The sequence below is a fragment of the Sphingobium sp. FG11 genome (assembly GCF_057809915.1).
The window spans coordinates 126,268-142,056 of sequence record NZ_JBMDKW010000009.1 but is presented as its reverse complement, the minus strand read 5'-3'; the positions used below and the strand labels follow the sequence as shown (position 1 = coordinate 142,056).

The following is a 15,789-nucleotide window of genomic DNA, read 5'->3' as shown; positions in this document are numbered from 1 at the left end:
CCGTCGAGGTGGTGGAACTGGCCGATCTTCCATCCGCGATAGCGCGGCTGAAGGGTGGTCATAATCGCGGCAAGCTCGTGCTGAAGATGGCGAGCGAATAATACGCACCGGCGGGATCGAGATCCGCTTGCGCGGCGAGATTCGGCGCCCGCCGGGACTTGATCACTTCAACTTGCCAAATCCGCAATCGCGCGTCCGTGCCGGTAATCTGCCGGACGATGCAAATAGCACGCCTCGGTCGGTCAATCACGAACGAGCTAGATTCTTAATCCCACGGTTTGATGGTGCGATCCTCTCGGTGGAATGGAAGGATGCGTTACAGGACAGCTGCGGTCGGTGAAGAGATCCTGAGGGCTTTGGCCTGGCAGCGCCTTAATTCGTGCCACAGCGCTGATCCACACTAAGCGGGGCGACACCGTGTCGCCAGCCGCGCCATCTCCCACGTGCGCCGGGCCATAAGTCAGCAGTAGCGCATGCTCATATATCGACATATTATGTCGCAGCATTGATCTTTTATTGTCCCTTGCGCTAATTTGAGCGTCATGATCCGGTATGCTCGCAAATGCCGTGTGGAAGGATGATGATGGCTCCTTATCTGAAATATGGTGCGGCGCTGGGCGCCATGCTTTTGGCCACAACTTCCGCTGGTGCTCAGCAAAGGTTGACGCTGGAGCGGGTGTTCGCAAGCCCCGATCTGTCGGGACCACAGCCGCGCGCGCTCAAACTCTCGCCGGACGGCAAGCTGGTGACGCTGCTCAAACCACGGCAGGATGAGAAGGAGCGGCTCGATCTGTGGGCCATCGACAGCAGCACCGGCGCGACGCGAATGCTGGTCGATTCGAAAAAGACAGGTAGCGGCGCGGCGCTGTCCGAAGCGGAAAAAATGCAGCGCGAGCGCGACCGGACCGTAGCGGGCAGCACCGGCATCACCAGCTATGATTGGGCGCCTGATAGCAAGTCGATCCTCGTGCCCGTCGATGGCGACCTGTATCTGGCAGGGCTGGATGGCACGATCGCGCGGCTGACCGAAACGCCCGACGGTGAACTGAACGGGGTGGTCAGTCCGAAGGGCGGCTTTGTGTCGTTCGTGCGAGGCGGCGAATTGTTCGTCAAGCCGATGGACGGGGCGGAGCGTCAAATGACGCGGGGCGCAAGCGATGCCGTGAGTTGGGGCATCGCCGAATTTGTCGCGCAGGAGGAGATGGATCGCCGCACCGGCTATTGGTGGTCGCCCGACGACCGACTGATCGCCGTCGCGCGCGTGGACGAAAGCGGCGTTCATACCGTGACTCGGACCGCGATCGGGGGCGAGGGAACCAGCGTCTATCAACAGCGCTATCCCGCCGCCGGTACGCCCAATGCGCTGGTCGACCTCTATGTCATGAAAGCGGACGGGTCAGGCCAGCTGAAGGTGGATCTGGGCACGGACGCCGACGTCTATCTGGCGCGTGTGGACTGGTCGCGGGATGGCCGCACGCTCTATGTTCAACGCGAAAGCCGGGACCAGAAGCGGCTCGACCTGATCGCCGTCGATCCGGCGACGGGCAAGGACAGGGTGATCCTGACCGAAAAGGCGACAAGCTGGATCAACCTCAGCAGCAATTTTCGGCCGCTCGGCGACGGCAGCTTCCTGTGGTGGTCGGAGAAATCGGGGCATGGCCATCTGTATCGGGTGCGCGACGGGCGGTGGACGGCGCTGACGAGCGGCAACTGGGAAGTGCGTGATGTGGTGGGAGTGGATGAGGCGAAACGCATCGTCTACTTTACCGGCAATCGGGACACCCCGCTCGAGCAGCAGCTTTTCAGCGCGTCGATCGACAAGGCCGGCCCGCTTAACCAGTTGACCAGCAGCGGCTGGTGGAATGATGCGGTGATGGATGGTGCGGCATCGCGCGCCGTCATCACGCGCAGCAATAGCGATCAGCCCAAGCAGGTGTATCTCACCGGTAATGATGGTCGGCAATTGCAATGGCTTTCGGAAAATGCGGTGAAGGGCGATCATCCCTATGCGCCCTATCTCGCCAGCCATGCCAGGACGCTGTTCGGCACGCTGCAGGCGGCGGACGGATCGACCCTCTATACCAGGATGCTCACCCCGCCGCTCGCGCCGGGCAAGCGCTATCCGGTGTTCATGATCCATTATGGCGGTCCTGGCGCGGGTCGGCAGGTGACGAACCAGTGGGGTGGGGCGCTGAACCAATATCTCGTATCGCGCGGCTGGATCGTCTTTTCCATCGATAATCGAGGGACGCCCGATCGGGGGAAGGCGTTTGAGGACCAGATCTATCGGGCGATGGGATCAGTCGAAGTGGCCGATCAGTTGAAGGGCGTGGACTGGTTGAAGGCGCAGAGCTTTGTCGATCCGCAACGGATCGCCACCTATGGCTGGTCCTATGGAGGCTATTTGTCGTTGAAGCTGGCGGAACAGGCGCCCGGCACATTCGCCGCGATCATCGCGGGCGCGCCGGTGACCCGGTGGGAGCTGTACGACACCCATTATACCGAGCGCTATCTCGGGCGGCCGCAGGACAGACCGAGCGCCTATCCCGCATCGGGCGCTGTCGACGATGCGGTGAGGATCGGCGATCCGCTGCTTCTGATCCATGGCATGTCGGACGATAATGTCGTGTTCGACAACTCGACCGCCCTGATGGCCAGGATGCAAAGCGCGGCGGTGCCGTTCGAGTTGATGGTCTATCCCGGCCAGACGCACAGGGTTGGCGGGCCGCAGATCGGCGTCCACCTGTGGACGACGATCGAGCGGTTCCTTGGCGAACATGGGGGGCGGCCGTAAAAACCGCCAGCGCGTCACTGGCGCAGGCGTTCGATCGCCTGTGCCAGTGCGACATAAAGCTTGCCCATGTCGGACGAGAGGATGGCGACGCCCAGCGCATTGCCATCGCGCGCCGCAAGGATGATCCGCAGCATCGATTCGAAATCATGGATGTAGCGGTTCACATGGTCGCGGAAATCGGCGTTCTCGTCATAATGCGACGCGATCCCTAGCGCTTCGCCGGAGTCCAGCAGCCTGACGGCGCGGCGCGTGAACACGCCCCGATCGCCCTTGAGATAGGCGGACCAGCTCGAATCCGTAACGTCGTTGGAGAGGATTTTGGCAACGTCGATCGACGTGCTGTTGAGCGATTCGATCAATATCGCCGCCCGCCGTGAGAAATGGTCGCGATCGCGGTCTTCCGCGCTGCGCTCGGCTTCCTGAATCCGCTGATCGACTGTTGCGCTGGTGTCGGCGATGGTCAGCAATTGCCGCATGAGGCGATCGGAGGCCTGATGCGCCGCCTTGACCGCTTCCTCCGCGACTTCGGCAAGACGCGCGATCTGCGCCGTGACGCGCTCGTCCACCGCCTTGCGCATCGCGTCCTCGCTCGCGTCGGCCAGCGCCTGCGCCGCGTCGGGAATGGCGCGACCGAGCGCCTGGCGCGCGCGTTCGGCGGCCTGATCGGCGGTATCTTTCACGCGCAGCAGCGCGGTGATGAGCAGCGGACCGGCGCTTTCCGTGATCCGGGTCGCTCCCTGATGCGCGTCATCGAGCGCCGCCCGCAGATTCTGCACCTGGGCGCGATTGGCCTCAAGCCCGCCTTGCGTGCTTTCCAGCCATTCGGTCAGGCGGCGTCCCTGACCGCGCAGTAATTCCTCGGCTTCCTGCGTACGACCGACGAGCGCTTCTGAAATCGCCTCCAGCCGTTCCATTTCCGGCGCGGCGCTGCCCAGCAAAGCGCGGCTCGTTTCCAGACGGGCATCGAAGCGTTCAAGCGCGGCGGGATAGGTCTCGTCCAGTTCGCGGACACTCGAATCCAGCGCCACGAGCAGCGTCTCGGCGCAACCGATCAGCCGTTCCGCCGTGATCCCGCCCGCCGCGAGCGCACCATCGATGCGCTGGGTTTCGGCAGTCAGATGGGCGAGCGCCTCGGTCAGCCGTTCGCTCCGCCCAAGCGCGGAGGATTCGAACGCGGCAAAGCGGCCTTCGGCGACATCGGCCGTACTGTTGAGGCTGTCATGCAGGCCCGACACCAGCATGCGCTGGCCTTCCATCAGATCGTTGAGATGATGCAGGCGGCTTTCCACCCCGGCGATATTGTCGTTGAAACCAGCCACGGTCTCGCCGCCGATCGCGGCGATGCTGCTGCGTGCACGATCGATCAGCGCGATGAGGGTTGCAGACTGATCCGACAGATGCTCGCCCGTCTCCGTCAGCGCTGCGCGCGCGTCGTTGAGCGTCGCATCCAGCAGGCGCTGCACATCGGTCTCGACGGCGGCGGCATCGCGGGCAAATCCGGCAACCGCGGCCTCGCTGGCCTCGGCGATTCCGGTGCGTGAGCGATCGATCAGAGCGTCGAGCGCCGAAGCCCGTTGCGACAGCCCCTCGCCGGTTTCGGCCAGTACGCCGCGGGCGCGTTCCAGGGTCGAATCCAGTTGCTGGCGCAGCACGGCCTCAATGGCGGAGGCGTCCTGATTGAACCCGGTGATGGCGGCTGCGCTGGCGGCGGCGATGCCCGTCTGAGAACGGCTGACCAGCGTTTCCAACGCCTCGCCCTGCTGTGCGAGGTCGGTTCCCGTCTGGCTCAATCCTGCGCGGGCGCTCTGGATGGTCGCGTCGATCCGATGCGCCGCGATATCGGCCATGCCGGTAACTTCTTCGGTCGCCGCTCGCGTTGATTCCTGAAGCTGGTTGAGCTGGCTCGACAGGCTTTTGGTGGCGGCGAGCGTGCGCGCTCGGGCGTCGTCCGACAATTCGGTCAGGGCTTGAAGCCGCGCCTCCAGCGTGTCGATCCGCTCGGACAGCGCATGGCCATTATCCATCAGGCCAGCCGCCATGCGCTCCGCGCGTTCCTCCAGATCGGGCATCGTCGCGATCAGCGAGTCCATCCGCGCCGCGAGCTGAGCGCCCGCGCGCTCGGCCGTTGCGGCCTGTTCGGCGGTGCTGTGCGCCCGCCCGGCGAGCAGTTCGGCCGACGCTTCCATATTGCTGCTGGCAGCAGCGCCATAATTATCGAGGAGTGCGGCCTGATCCTGCATGCTCTGCCGCGCGGTTTCGAGCTGGTCCGCCAGCCGCCCGAGCCGTAGTTCCAGCAGATCGGCCTCGGTCCGCAGCGCGCGCGCGGTGTCGAGATAGCGACGCGCCTCCGTGCGGCTGTTGCGGGCCAGCAGCAGATAGCCGACTCCCAGCAGGATAAGCGGCACAAACAGCGTTGCCACCAGTCCCGGCCAGACCGCCGGGCCGCCCCGCCATTGGCCGGACGCGATTGCCGCCCAGATCGCAAAGCCGATCCACGCCACACCCGCGACGATGATCGCGATGCGGCTGCGTTGTGTCGTGGGATCGGCAATCTCAGCCGGATCGCCTTCATTGATATCGAGAACCGCTTGTTTCAACAGCAAGATTTCATCCGATTGCGGCCTGCCGTCCGCCGCGTCATCATCGCCGCGCCAGAATTCCACGATTGTGCTGCTCCCGGTCATGGCGGCCACCCTAACAGGTTTTCCGGGCGCGGAAATGGGGTTGTTACCAAAACTTAACCGGCAAGCCCTAGCGTATCTTCCCATGTCCTATGATCCTGGCGCTCTGGATGCGGCATTGGCCGCTGCGGTCGGCGACGATAGCGCGCTGATCGCGGACCTGCGCGTGGCTTTCATGGAAAGCGCGACGCGGCATCTCGACCTGCTCGGACGCGCGCGATGCGATGCCAACTGGGAATTATCGGCCTGGCGGCTGAAGGGGCTGGCGGCGAGCTTCGGCCTGACCGGCCTGATGGCTATGGCCGATGAAGCCGCGCAATCCGCGCCCGGCGATCCCCGGATATTGCGGCGGCTTCGCCTGGCCCTGACGGCGCTGGAACAGGATTGAGCAGGCCATAGCGCGGCTTTGCTTGCGTCATTGCCTGCGTCTTGCGAAGATATCTTATTCACAATGATCGGGTCGCTTCGACAATCCATGACTTTCGCCGCCATTTTAAGCGCCAGCCGGCCATCGAGCGATTCGCCTGCCGCCCTTCGCGGCGCGCTGCACTTCGCCGGACAGACGCTGGTCGAATATCAGGCGCGGCAGGCAGCGCGCGCGGGCGCGGATCGCGTCATGATCCTCGTCAGCGTCATCACGCCGGCGCTGTCGCAGGCGGTTGATCGATTGAGCGGCGATGGCATCGCCGTCGCCCTGATCCGCGACATGGTGTCGATGGTGCGCGATGCGCCGCGCGATCTGGATATGCTGATGGTGGCCGACGGCGCGGTGGTGGCGCAGGGCCATTTCGAGGCGATGGCGCGGATCGAGGGCAATGCGCTGCTTGTCGCCGACGACAGCCGCGCAAGCGCGCCGTTCGAGCGGATCGATGCGGGCCAGCGCTGGGCCGGGCTTGCCCGCGTGACGCCGGACCTGCTGTTCGGCACGCTGGACATGATCGGCGAATGGGATCTGGCGCTGACACTCGTCCGTGCGGCGGTGCAGAATGGCGCGCACCGGATCACCGTATCGCAGGATGAATTGCTTGAGGGCCGGGTGGCGCTGGTCGAAGGGCAGCAGCAGGCCGATCTGGCGGCGCAGGCGATCACCTCGCGCAATTCGACTGGCGGACGCCAACGGGGCGGCATCGAACAATATCTGATCGGTCCGCTGGCCCGCATCGCCAGCCCGCCGCTGATGCGTATGCAGGTGCCCGCGTTGCAACTGCGCATGGCGTCGATGGGGGTGGGGGCCATAGCGCTGCTGCCGATCGAGCTGCAATGGCCGGGTAGCGGGCTGTGCCTGCTGTTGTTCGCGCTGTTGCTTGCGGAGGTTGCAGACCGGCTCGACGAACTGGCGCTGCGCCAGCCGCCGATGGGCTGGATGGGTTTCGTCGCGCCCGGTTTTGCGCTGGTGGGCATCGCGCTCGCGGGGGGCACGATGGCGGCGTTTCACCTCGCTTTATTGTTAGGCGTGGCGCAGCTCGCCGACCGATGGGGGCGATCGGGTCAGGTGACGCGATGGATGGTATTCACCCCCGGCAGCGCGTTGCTGTTGCTGGGAATCGCGAGCCTGTTGGGCCGTCTTTCCACTGGTCTCGACATCGCGACGGTCGCGGCGATCCTGTCGCTGGGCGCGATGATCCTGCGGCGGCCCGCCTCATCCGGATTTTAGGGTGATTTTTCCGCTCAGGGTTTAGTGCATTTTAAGGACGCTGGCTTATGTTCGCCGCCATGAGCGTCTCTTCCCCCACCGGATCAGTCATGGCTGATGGCTGGCCATCGGCGCGCGGCATGGCTGGCCTGACAGCCGTGCCGATGAGTCACGCGATCGATCTGGCGCATCTGTTTCCGGTGGAAATGCAGGCGCACGAGGCGCTGATGGCGGAAACCCGGCGGCATCTGGGGGGCTGCCTCACCGCAATCGAAACGGCGTTGCGCCTCTCGGCGGAGGGGGATCTGGCTTCGGCGCTCACCCATCATCCCGACCCGCTATGCTGGCCCATGGTGCGCACCCATCCCGAATTGATCGGCCCGGAATTGCTCGCCCATATGCAGATGCGCGCGGGTATGAGCCTGATGCTGCGCCAGTTCGGCCGGCCCGATGGCGAGCGCCCGGATGTGACCGAGGCTGCGGCACTGCTGCCCGACGACGACGCAGAGCTTGCAGCTTTGGCGTCGGAATTGACACTGGCGGAATCTCGCTGGTCGGCGATTGGTGGGGATGATGCGCCGATGCAGCCCGATCTGCCCGCCGAATATTTCGCCGAATTTCTATGGACGGCGGTGGCCTGCATGGCGACGGCGCTGACGCGGTCGTCGCTGGTCGGCGAGGATGTCCTCATCGCTGCGCTGGATCGGGCGGGGCAGGGGCTGTTGGCCCGATATGACGAATCGGCAGGCCCGCTTGCGACCGCCGACCGGCTGGTGCTGCGGCTGGGCGCGCGGGCGGACGAGCCGGAGCTATTGGGTCGCGCCCTCGCGCAACGGCGTTTCCCCCTGTTCGCCGCGCTTGCGGCCCGGCGGGTGCGGCTGCCGACCGATCTGGTGACGGGCCTTCTTCTGACCGGGGCGATGGAGCAGGTTGCTGCGCTGTGCTGTTCACTGGGCGGAGCGGCGAGCGATTATCGCCATCTCCTCCTGTCGCTGCGCTCGGTTCGTCCGGCGCTGACCGACGCCAGGATTGTGGCGGAGGCAGACCATTATGCGTCGCTCGATGAGGCGGAGGCCGACCGGCTGATCAGCCTGTTACGCGCGCCGGTCGCCCTTCGCGTCAAGCTCGATCACCTGCGGCGGGTGGTCAGGCCGTGAATATCCCTATGCACGCCGCCATCATTCGCGCGACCGTCGGCCTGGACGGCAGTTTGCTCAGTGCGGACGAGCCATTGCTGTCGCTTCAGCGGGAAGCGGGCGGGGATCTCGCCGGTCCGCTCGCGATTCCCCAACTGGCCGCGATCGCGCGTCTGGCGAACCGCCTTGGTATTCCGATGTCCCGCCCGGTCGTCGCGGCGGCCGAACGGGGCGATATCGATATGTGGGTGCGCGCCAGACCCGATGAGACCGGAACGCAGCTGTCGATCGTCGACTGGCGCGAGCGCCCGGCGGCCACCGGCAGCGGCGATGTCCCGGCGCGCGAAGCCGATATCTCGGCGTTGGCGGAGGGATGGCTGTGGCAGATCGATACCCAGTTACGATTCCAGATGGCGCAGCAGGGGGAGGGTGGCTCTGGCGCCCTGCCGGAATCCCCGCCATCGCCCGGCAGCCGCTTTTCCAGCTATTTCCGCCTTCAGCCCGATGAGGAGGGCGACATGGCGATATTACAGGGCTTTGCCCAGCGCCGCGCCTTTCATGGCCAGGTAGCGACGCTGGCGGCGGATGACGACGCGCTGTTCCTGTTGTCGGGCTTTCCGCTGTTCGATGTGGCGGGACAGCTTGTCGGCTATCGCGGCAAGGCGAAGCCCGAGGCTGTGACGGGGCCGGCCGCGCGAGAGGTCCTGACCCTCTATCCCGCCGAATTCGGACGGCGGCTGGATCGCTCGCTCCGCCAGCCGCTGGGGCGCATCATCGCCAATGCCGACACGATCAGCGCGCAAATGGAAGGCCCCTTGCGTCAGGATTATGCCGGATATGCGACGGATATAGCGGTCGCAGGTCGCCATCTGATGGCGCTGGTGGACGATCTGGCGGATCTTCAGGCGGTGGACCGCCCCGATTTCACGGTTGTGGTCGAAGATGTCGATCTCGCCGACCTTGCGCGCCGCGCTGCGGGCCTGTTGGGGGTAAAAGCGCTGGACCGGCAAATCCGCGTGACCGCCCCGGACGCATCGGACCAGACTCCCGCCGTCGGCGAGTTTCGTCGCGTCTTGCAGATATTGGTGAACCTCATCGGCAATGCCATCCGCTATTCGCCCGAAGGATCTGTGGTGAAGATCATCACCGAAAGCGATGGCCGGGAAGCGCGGATCATCGTCACCGACGAAGGCGCGGGCGTTCCCCGCGACTGCCGTGAGCGGATATTCGAAAAATTCGAGCGGCTGGGCCGTGACGATCCGGGAGGAAGCGGCCTTGGCCTTTACATATCCCGCCGTCTGGCGCGGGCTATGGGCGGGGACATCCGGATTGGCGGAGAAGAGGGGCAGGGCGCGCGCTTCATCCTGTCCCTGCCGGGCGTCGGCGGGGTAGTTTCCGCCCTGGGAAGATAACCGACCGTCGATCAAGCCTGCATTCGAGGCTCCTTTAAGAGATAGATTCGACAGTTATTGGGCAATAGGAGCATGCTGTGATTCACGCTTCTTGTAAGAGAAGGAGTGAATAATGACATCGACAAGCGGCGAACCCGCGCCACCCATGGTTGATCATCGCGGGCATAGCCACATGGCAGGCTCCCGCGCTCTGACCCGGCGCGTGAAGCGGATGCGGCTGTGCAGCGGCGCACAAGGGTGCAGGGGAAACGAGGACAAATTCAGATATACGAGGCTGGCTGGACTCGGGCATATTTGGCGCTGGCTGGCGCCCATCTCAGGGCTGATACGGCAAATGGCGGAAGAGGTGGAAATCAGAACAAGCATTTAAGTTACTGTTTTTCATTGTCATCGCCTAAAGTAGAATTTTGTATATGCCCCCGGTGATGACCCCTCATCCGGGCGGCTTGGCGATTTTCTTTGAGACCCAATCCAGGATTTCCGACTGGAGCCAGACCGCGCTGGCGGGTCCGATCAGGTGGCCTGCGGGGAACTCCCCTTTTGCGATCCAGCGGTAGATCGTCGTGCGGTGCTTTGGCACGATCTGCCGCACTTGCTCCATCGTCAGCAGGCGATCGTCGGGCGAGATCGCGATGGCTTGAGCATTCATGGAAGCGCCTCGACGAAGAGGCGGCCGAGCTTTGCGCCATCGGCGGGCGTCATCGGCACATGACCGCGCTTGCCGCCGAAGATCACGAAGTCCAGCGCCCGCGCGGGCGCCGTCGGCCGACAGGGTAAGGCCCCAATGATTGCCCAGCTTGTCGACGGCGCCGACGCGGCGACCGGCGCGGCGAAGCCGCTCCAGAAAGCCGCGCTGTTGATAGGTTTTGCCCGCGCCAGTGGTGCCGAGGAGGAGCAGATGGCCTTCCTCCAGCATTTCGATCGAGATGGGATGCGCGGTCATGCGTCGAGATCGAGCATTTGGCGAAATTCCCAATATTCCCGGCCGCTTTCGACCCAGAGATCGAAATCCCACGTTAGTCGGCACACGGTAACCTCAGCATCCGGGCGATGCTGCTTCACCTCCTCCATGAAGCGATGGAGCAATTCGTCCGACGTGAAGGGACCCTTTTTTTGCGGGCCGCAGCCGGGGTTCTTGAGGATGATGAAGGCGCGAAGTATCTGCTCTTTTGACCCCATCATGCCGACCTCCTCCGATGTGCGCAGCCGATGTCGCCGCGCACGCCGCAGCGAAAGCAGGGGTCGCGGTCGAGTGGAGCGGCCGTTCCGCCCAACAGCTCGCCGCCCCGGTCCTGGCTCGCCAGCGCGTTGACGACCGTCCCGGTGCTGCGCGCGAGGGCCCGCCGCTGACCCCACTCCTCGACCTCGCGGCGGACTTGCGCGTCGAGCGTTCCCGGCGTTCCGATTCCCGGAATCGGGAGTCCATTGATCAACGCGGCGGCGCGCTCGATAGTAAGGGGCTTGGGCGTCCGCGCCTGCTGCACCTTGATAAGCCACGTCGACGGGCTGGCCGTTATCGGCCGCACGAAGTCGGTGACAGGCACGCCGCGCATGGCCGCCGCGGCGCGGAGCGCGGCGACGACATCCGGGCCGGTATTCATCTCCGCGATCATGCGACCGACTCCGCTTCTTCGGCCGCCGCTTCCTCATAGGCGCTGGCGATGATGTGGGCGGCCGCCTGGGCGATGCGCATGTCGGGGAACTTGCCCTTGTGCGCCATGATATCGCGATACCAGTCGGCCTGTTCGGCGCCGCCCAATACCATCACGATTAGCGCCTCGCTGACAGCCGTGCCGGCCTTGTGGCCTCGCCGACCGTCGCGGCGATGCCGCCGAACAGGGTGCCGGCATAGCGAAGGACCTGACCATCGAAAGCACGCGCCATCACGCGCAGCGCCTTGACCGTCGACTTGTCTCCGTAGCTGCGCAGCGACTGGCGGATGCCGCCGATGTTGCTGACGGCGCCGGGTGCGACATCCACATTGTTGGTCGTCGTCGAAAGGCTGAGGCCCGCCTGGGCAATCATGCTCATGATCCGGCATGCCTCCGGATCCTTGCCGGCGACAGCGGCGTGAAAAATGTCGAGGGTCTTGAGCGGCCGGCGCGCCTGGTTGAGGGCGACGAAGGTCTTGGCCTCCTCCTGCGCGCTGGCCGGGGTGATGATGACGCAGGGCAGGTCGAAAATGTCACCGCGCAATCGAGCAGCGGCAAGGCGATGTTGCCCATCCACCACGAACAGTCCGAGATCGGCGCGCTGGGCGACGACGAGCGGCTGGCACAAGCCCCAGTCCCAGTCGCGCGCGATCGCCCGGATGAGCGTCTGGCTGCCACCATTATCGATCGATCGCTGATAGAGCGGATCGACTGCGAGTTCCCCCAGCGTGCAGTTTTGCAGCACGGGGCGGCGTCCCCTGACAGGGTTGACGGATTTAGCGGCCATGTTTCGCACCCCCCCCCCATTTCGTGGGGCGGCGATGAATTCGGCCTGGTGCGCGTTCATGCGAACCTCCGGTGCGAGAGGAGCAACTGCTCGGCCGTGTCGGCATTGCGGCCGTCGAACAGATGCGGGACAAGCGCGAGAGCGCCCGAGCATCCGCCGGCCATGCAGGCGGCGATGAAGTCGCGCAGCGCGCGATCGTCATGGGCGGGGAAATCGTCACCCCATTCGAGATCGAGCTTTGCGAGATCGTCTTCACCCATTGCATCGATGGCGTCAGCGGCGCTGATCTCGGCATGGCGGACGACCAGTCGATCGCCGCCCTTGCGCGTAAACGTGGCGAGGCCGTCCCGGTCGTCGCTCCGATAGCGGACGGTGATGCGCACATCCTTGATGACGGCTCCGGTGAATGCTGGCACGGCCATGGCGCGGCAGACCGCGCCGATGGAGACATTGGCGGCGAGTTTCATTCCGCCACCCCCTCGACGCCTTCGCTCATTTCGAGCGCCCACAACGCGGCTTTGTCGATCGCAAGGTGGATGTCGGTAGTCCCGTCCTCCTCTTCTTGTTCGAGACCTGTAGCGATATCGGCCGCGAACATATCTGCATTCACGATCCGGTATTCTGCATCCGGCCAATCGTCGCCGCCCTTCACGGCTGTCATTAGCGCATTGATCCCAATGCTGATTACCAGCCGATTGCCCTCAATGCCTACTGCAAGACCTTGCTCTCTCTCGCCGATCATTCCGCTGCCTCCTTCACCGGCTCGCGGCACATGGTTTCGATGATGCGCGGTCGGAAGCGAAGGAGCGGGTGGAGCCAGTCCTTTGACTTCTTCAGCGCACGGACGATCGGGGCTGTGAGATCTGCCGCTTTCAGCTTGTCGAGGCGCAGATATTCGGTGTTGCTGACAAGCGGATGGGCCAGCGCGAGCTGGCGCGCCTTCGGCAGCAGGTCGATCAGTTCTTCGGTCGGTTCGACCAGAGACCGCTGATATTTTGCTTCGCCAAAGCCGGCGAGCAGGGCGAGATGATCGTAGAGTTCGACTTCATAGCCGCCAGCGCCCGCCGATCGCTCCAGCGCGGTTCCGGCCACGATGGCGGCGACCTCGCCTTTCCACGCATCCGATTCTCGATGAAAATATTGAACGCGGCGACGAGATCGGGCTCGGTCATCGCATCGTGCGCGCGGAGACGCTCGACGGCCGACTGCCAAACGGCATGCGCTTCCGTGCGATCGACATGCGTCGCGACGTCGCCCGGCAATGTTTCCTGCCGCACTGACAGGCCGGCCATTCCGCGCTCGTAACTGCGCTGGCCGGGGACCATCGCGCCCTTGCCAGTGTAGCGTTCGCGGGCGAGCGACCAGATCAGATAATCCTGCGCGACAGGCGCTTTCGCCGCCATGTCCTGCGAATCCAGGACCAGCATCGCGCGCAGCATTTCGCGGCGAATCGAGCGCATGATCTGAACGCCTTCGGCCGTCAGCCCATGCTCGTCGCGAATACCGGCGTCCGCATGCTGCTTCAGGCTGTAGCCATAATCGCGATCGATGGCCGCGCCGCCGGTAATGCGGGTAGGCGATTTGCCGATCGGAGTCTGCTCCGGCGCCAAGGGCTTGACGTTCGGGCCGGTCGAGACCGGACGGGGCTCCGGCGCGTCCGGCGATTTGCGCGCCGCTTCCTCGGCTTTCCGCTTCGCCCTCCGGTCCGCCCACCAAAAGCGGGTTTCCAGTTTGCCGTCGGCCTGGACCGTCAGCGTGGCGAAAATGTCGCCGGCAGGGAGGTCGAGCGTCATGCGGGCGTGGATCGCTCGCATCTCCTCTTCGAGCGGCGCATTATCCTGCTCGAGCGCGGCGATTCGGGCGGCGCGGACCGCGTCCGTCAGCGTCGGATCGTCGAGCGAGCGCTCGCACAAGGCATCGAGCTCGATCAATTCATTTTCGAGGAAGGCGAGGCGATCGGCATCTGCCGGGGTCGCGGGCTGCGGCTCGGCGCGGATCTCGAGATCCTGCGCGACGCCATTTTCGTAGCCGGCGAAAGTCGCCATCGGCGGTGACTTTTCGAAGCGCAGGATTCGGCCGCACTGCACGCGGATCAGTTCGCGCGCCGCTTCCAGCTTCGCGTCGGCAAGCTGCATCAGCAGCCCCTCGTCGGCGACGCGGCCGCGTGCTTCCGCCTGATCGGCGAACAGGTCGAGTTCGTAGCGTCCGCCAGCGGCCGTGTAATTTTCGTCGCCGATAAAGCGCAGCAGTTTTTCCAGTTGCCCGTCGCCGATCTTGAGCAGGCGGCGGGCGGCTGCCGGCGTGCGCTGGTGTTCGCCAAACGTCATTAGCTGCTCGAACACGTGCAACTGGAGCGCGACATCCTCGGTCGCGCCGATCGCCTTGGCGAGGTCCTGGCCGATCTCGCCGGTCTCCAAAGCCTGGAACACGGTGGGATGGAGGTTACCAAGCCGCGCCCAGCGCCGAACCGTTTCCATCGGCTGCCCGTTCGTATCGGCGATCAGCTTCAGGCTGCGACCGGCATTATGGGCGCGCGCGACCGCCGCGTAGACTTCATAGGGCCGCAGTTCCACGCGGACGAGGTTTTCCGCGAGGCTGAGCTCGCGCAGCTCGCCCTCGTCGCGAATGTCGCGGATGATGACATCGATGGGATGATCGACGGGCAGGCGGCCCTGCTCGATCAGTTGGGTGAAGGCGCGAAAACGCCTGCCGCCAGCCAATACGCCATATCGCGGCTGGGTTTTGCGGGAGGCCTTTATCGGATGGACAGCAAGCGGGTAAAGCTGGCCGCTGGCCATCAGCGATTCCGCCATGCCGGCAACGGCATTCGCGTCGGCCGCGTTGATGCGGGCATTGAAAGGGGAGACGCATAGCGCGTCGATCGTCATCGTGGTAACGGACATGGTCTTTCTCCTGGTCGTCAGCTCCTGTGCTGGGATGATTTCGGGGGATGGATTCTCCGCGCCGGCGACAGGGCAGGCGCCGGCGCGGAGTTGCCAGGCCTGCCGGGCCTTAGGTGGGGGTGAGCGTTTGGCCGGCAGGCGGGCGGTCTTGTTGGCTTCGACGTCCAAGCGCGACGAAGCGAGAAGGGCGAGCTGAACGCCCTCGTTCGGGAATGCGAGATCGAGCGCGCAGCAGGTGGCGCAGGCGCAGAGGGCGGCGCTCATAGCTGCGCGCCCAGCAGAAAAGCGGTAAGGGCGAGGAACCAGACGCTGTGGTCGAGCAGCGCCGTTTCGACCCGCTTCTGCAGTCGATCGCGGAAGGACGGGACGGGACGGGGCAAGTCCAAGGCAGCAACGGGGAAATGATCGAGCGCCGCCCACTGTCGGCCGACCTCGGCAAATGCCAGTAATTGCGCGCGATATATTTCGGGCAACTGGCTCCAATTTGCATGCGCGTCGAAAGCAAGTCCGGTCCGGCGCGCAAGGGCGATATTCTCGAGATGCATCAGCGTCGCGAGTTCCATGGTTTCAGGGACTGCCTGAACCTCGCTCATGGCCGCACCACCGCGTCGGACGAGTGACTCGCCTTCCACCGCTCGAATGCTTTGGCATGCGCTGGGCACAGATCCTTGTCGGGCGCTGGCGACGTTGTGCAGCGGTTGCAGAGCGGCGCGTCGCACGTGCCGCGGCGGCCGGAAATCTTCCAGTCGCAGAGCAGCGGCGCGGGCCGGCCGCAAGCGCAGCGCGCGCGA

15 protein-coding genes are annotated in these 15,789 nt (G+C 64.8%); 5 read left to right on the top strand and 10 right to left on the bottom strand.

What is annotated here, in order from left to right; all coding sequences use genetic code 11:
• Positions 1-583 precede the first annotated feature (583 nt).
• Entirely contained in the window at positions 584-2,794 is a 2,211-nt protein-coding gene (locus tag ACODSN_RS10180; RefSeq protein WP_489055092.1) for a S9 family peptidase, read from the top strand.
• Positions 2,795-2,808: 14 nt separating this feature from the next.
• On the opposite strand, the gene ACODSN_RS10175 is transcribed toward ACODSN_RS10180, so the two are convergent.
• Positions 2,809-5,478, bottom strand: a complete 2,670-nt coding sequence (locus ACODSN_RS10175; protein ID WP_489055085.1) for a coiled-coil domain-containing protein — start codon at positions 5,476-5,478, stop codon at positions 2,809-2,811.
• Positions 5,479-5,560: 82 nt separating this feature from the next.
• Between ACODSN_RS10175 and ACODSN_RS10170 the strand changes: the two genes are divergently transcribed.
• The 4 genes from ACODSN_RS10170 to ACODSN_RS10155 all read left to right on the top strand — a co-directional run bounded on the left by ACODSN_RS10170 (position 5,561) and on the right by ACODSN_RS10155 (position 9,656).
• Complete coding sequence (locus ACODSN_RS10170; RefSeq protein ID WP_489055084.1) at positions 5,561-5,863, top strand: Hpt domain-containing protein; 303 nt, start codon at positions 5,561-5,563, stop codon at positions 5,861-5,863.
• Positions 5,864-5,950: 87 nt separating this feature from the next.
• A complete protein-coding gene (locus ACODSN_RS10165; RefSeq protein ID WP_489055083.1) occupies positions 5,951-7,129 on the top strand; it encodes a hypothetical protein in 1,179 nt (392 codons plus the stop codon).
• Positions 7,130-7,176: 47 nt separating this feature from the next.
• Positions 7,177-8,265, top strand: coding sequence for a DUF2336 domain-containing protein (locus ACODSN_RS10160; RefSeq protein ID WP_489055082.1), 1,089 nt, complete (start codon positions 7,177-7,179; stop codon positions 8,263-8,265).
• A complete protein-coding gene (locus ACODSN_RS10155; RefSeq protein ID WP_489055081.1) occupies positions 8,262-9,656 on the top strand; it encodes a sensor histidine kinase in 1,395 nt (464 codons plus the stop codon). The genes ACODSN_RS10160 and ACODSN_RS10155 overlap by 4 nt, the downstream gene beginning before the upstream one ends.
• Positions 9,657-10,089: 433 nt before the next feature.
• Here ACODSN_RS10155 and ACODSN_RS10150 read toward each other — a convergent pair whose 3' ends face one another.
• The 9 genes from ACODSN_RS10150 to ACODSN_RS10110 form a co-directional block, all read right to left on the bottom strand.
• Positions 10,090-10,599 carry a helix-turn-helix transcriptional regulator gene (locus ACODSN_RS10150; protein WP_489055080.1) on the bottom strand — a complete coding sequence of 170 codons (510 nt, stop codon included), beginning with the start codon at positions 10,597-10,599 and terminating at the stop codon, positions 10,090-10,092.
• The gene (locus ACODSN_RS10145) at positions 10,596-10,838 is read right to left on the bottom strand and encodes a hypothetical protein (RefSeq protein WP_489055079.1); all 243 of its coding nucleotides are present in this window, start codon (positions 10,836-10,838) and stop codon (positions 10,596-10,598) included. Before ACODSN_RS10145 ends, ACODSN_RS10150 begins: the two co-directional genes overlap by 4 nt.
• The gene (locus ACODSN_RS10140; RefSeq protein ID WP_489055078.1) at positions 10,835-11,269 is read right to left on the bottom strand and encodes a hypothetical protein; all 435 of its coding nucleotides are present in this window, start codon (positions 11,267-11,269) and stop codon (positions 10,835-10,837) included. The genes ACODSN_RS10145 and ACODSN_RS10140 overlap by 4 nt, the downstream gene beginning before the upstream one ends.
• Positions 11,266-11,424, bottom strand: a complete 159-nt coding sequence (locus ACODSN_RS10135) for a hypothetical protein (protein ID WP_489055077.1) — start codon at positions 11,422-11,424, stop codon at positions 11,266-11,268. Before ACODSN_RS10135 ends, ACODSN_RS10140 begins: the two co-directional genes overlap by 4 nt.
• Positions 11,425-11,426: 2 nt before the next feature.
• The gene (locus tag ACODSN_RS10130) at positions 11,427-12,095 is read right to left on the bottom strand and encodes a DUF6551 family protein (RefSeq protein WP_489055076.1); all 669 of its coding nucleotides are present in this window, start codon (positions 12,093-12,095) and stop codon (positions 11,427-11,429) included.
• A gap of 56 nt (positions 12,096-12,151) precedes the next feature.
• Positions 12,152-12,562: a hypothetical protein gene (locus ACODSN_RS10125; protein WP_489055075.1), complete on the bottom strand. Its 411-nt coding sequence runs from the start codon at positions 12,560-12,562 to the stop codon at positions 12,152-12,154.
• Positions 12,559-12,837 (bottom strand): hypothetical protein, encoded by a 279-nt coding sequence (locus tag ACODSN_RS10120; protein ID WP_489055074.1) that lies wholly within the window; start codon positions 12,835-12,837, stop codon positions 12,559-12,561. The genes ACODSN_RS10125 and ACODSN_RS10120 overlap by 4 nt, the downstream gene beginning before the upstream one ends.
• A gap of 214 nt (positions 12,838-13,051) precedes the next feature.
• Complete coding sequence (locus ACODSN_RS10115; RefSeq protein ID WP_489055073.1) at positions 13,052-14,998, bottom strand: ParB/RepB/Spo0J family partition protein; 1,947 nt, start codon at positions 14,996-14,998, stop codon at positions 13,052-13,054.
• 260 nt (positions 14,999-15,258) lie between these two features.
• Positions 15,259-15,591 (bottom strand): hypothetical protein, encoded by a 333-nt coding sequence (locus ACODSN_RS10110; protein ID WP_489055072.1) that lies wholly within the window; start codon positions 15,589-15,591, stop codon positions 15,259-15,261.
• Positions 15,592-15,789: the final 198 nt, after the last annotated feature.

Coding starts and splice junctions, on each gene's coding strand:
- ACODSN_RS10180 (WP_489055092.1), top strand. CDS start 584: ATGGCTCCTTATCTGAAATATGGTGCGGCGCTGGGCGCCATGCTTTTG.
- ACODSN_RS10175 (WP_489055085.1), bottom strand. CDS start 5,478: ATGACCGGGAGCAGCACAATCGTGGAATTCTGGCGCGGCGATGATGAC.
- ACODSN_RS10170 (WP_489055084.1), top strand. CDS start 5,561: ATGTCCTATGATCCTGGCGCTCTGGATGCGGCATTGGCCGCTGCGGTC.
- ACODSN_RS10165 (WP_489055083.1), top strand. CDS start 5,951: ATGACTTTCGCCGCCATTTTAAGCGCCAGCCGGCCATCGAGCGATTCG.
- ACODSN_RS10160 (WP_489055082.1), top strand. CDS start 7,177: ATGTTCGCCGCCATGAGCGTCTCTTCCCCCACCGGATCAGTCATGGCT.
- ACODSN_RS10150 (WP_489055080.1), bottom strand. CDS start 10,599: ATGACCGCGCATCCCATCTCGATCGAAATGCTGGAGGAAGGCCATCTG.
- ACODSN_RS10145 (WP_489055079.1), bottom strand. CDS start 10,838: ATGATGGGGTCAAAAGAGCAGATACTTCGCGCCTTCATCATCCTCAAG.
- ACODSN_RS10140 (WP_489055078.1), bottom strand. CDS start 11,269: ATGATCGCGGAGATGAATACCGGCCCGGATGTCGTCGCCGCGCTCCGC.
- ACODSN_RS10130 (WP_489055076.1), bottom strand. CDS start 12,095: ATGGCCGCTAAATCCGTCAACCCTGTCAGGGGACGCCGCCCCGTGCTG.
- ACODSN_RS10125 (WP_489055075.1), bottom strand. CDS start 12,562: ATGAAACTCGCCGCCAATGTCTCCATCGGCGCGGTCTGCCGCGCCATG.
- ACODSN_RS10120 (WP_489055074.1), bottom strand. CDS start 12,837: ATGATCGGCGAGAGAGAGCAAGGTCTTGCAGTAGGCATTGAGGGCAAT.
- ACODSN_RS10115 (WP_489055073.1), bottom strand. CDS start 14,998: ATGTCCGTTACCACGATGACGATCGACGCGCTATGCGTCTCCCCTTTC.
- ACODSN_RS10110 (WP_489055072.1), bottom strand. CDS start 15,591: ATGAGCGAGGTTCAGGCAGTCCCTGAAACCATGGAACTCGCGACGCTG.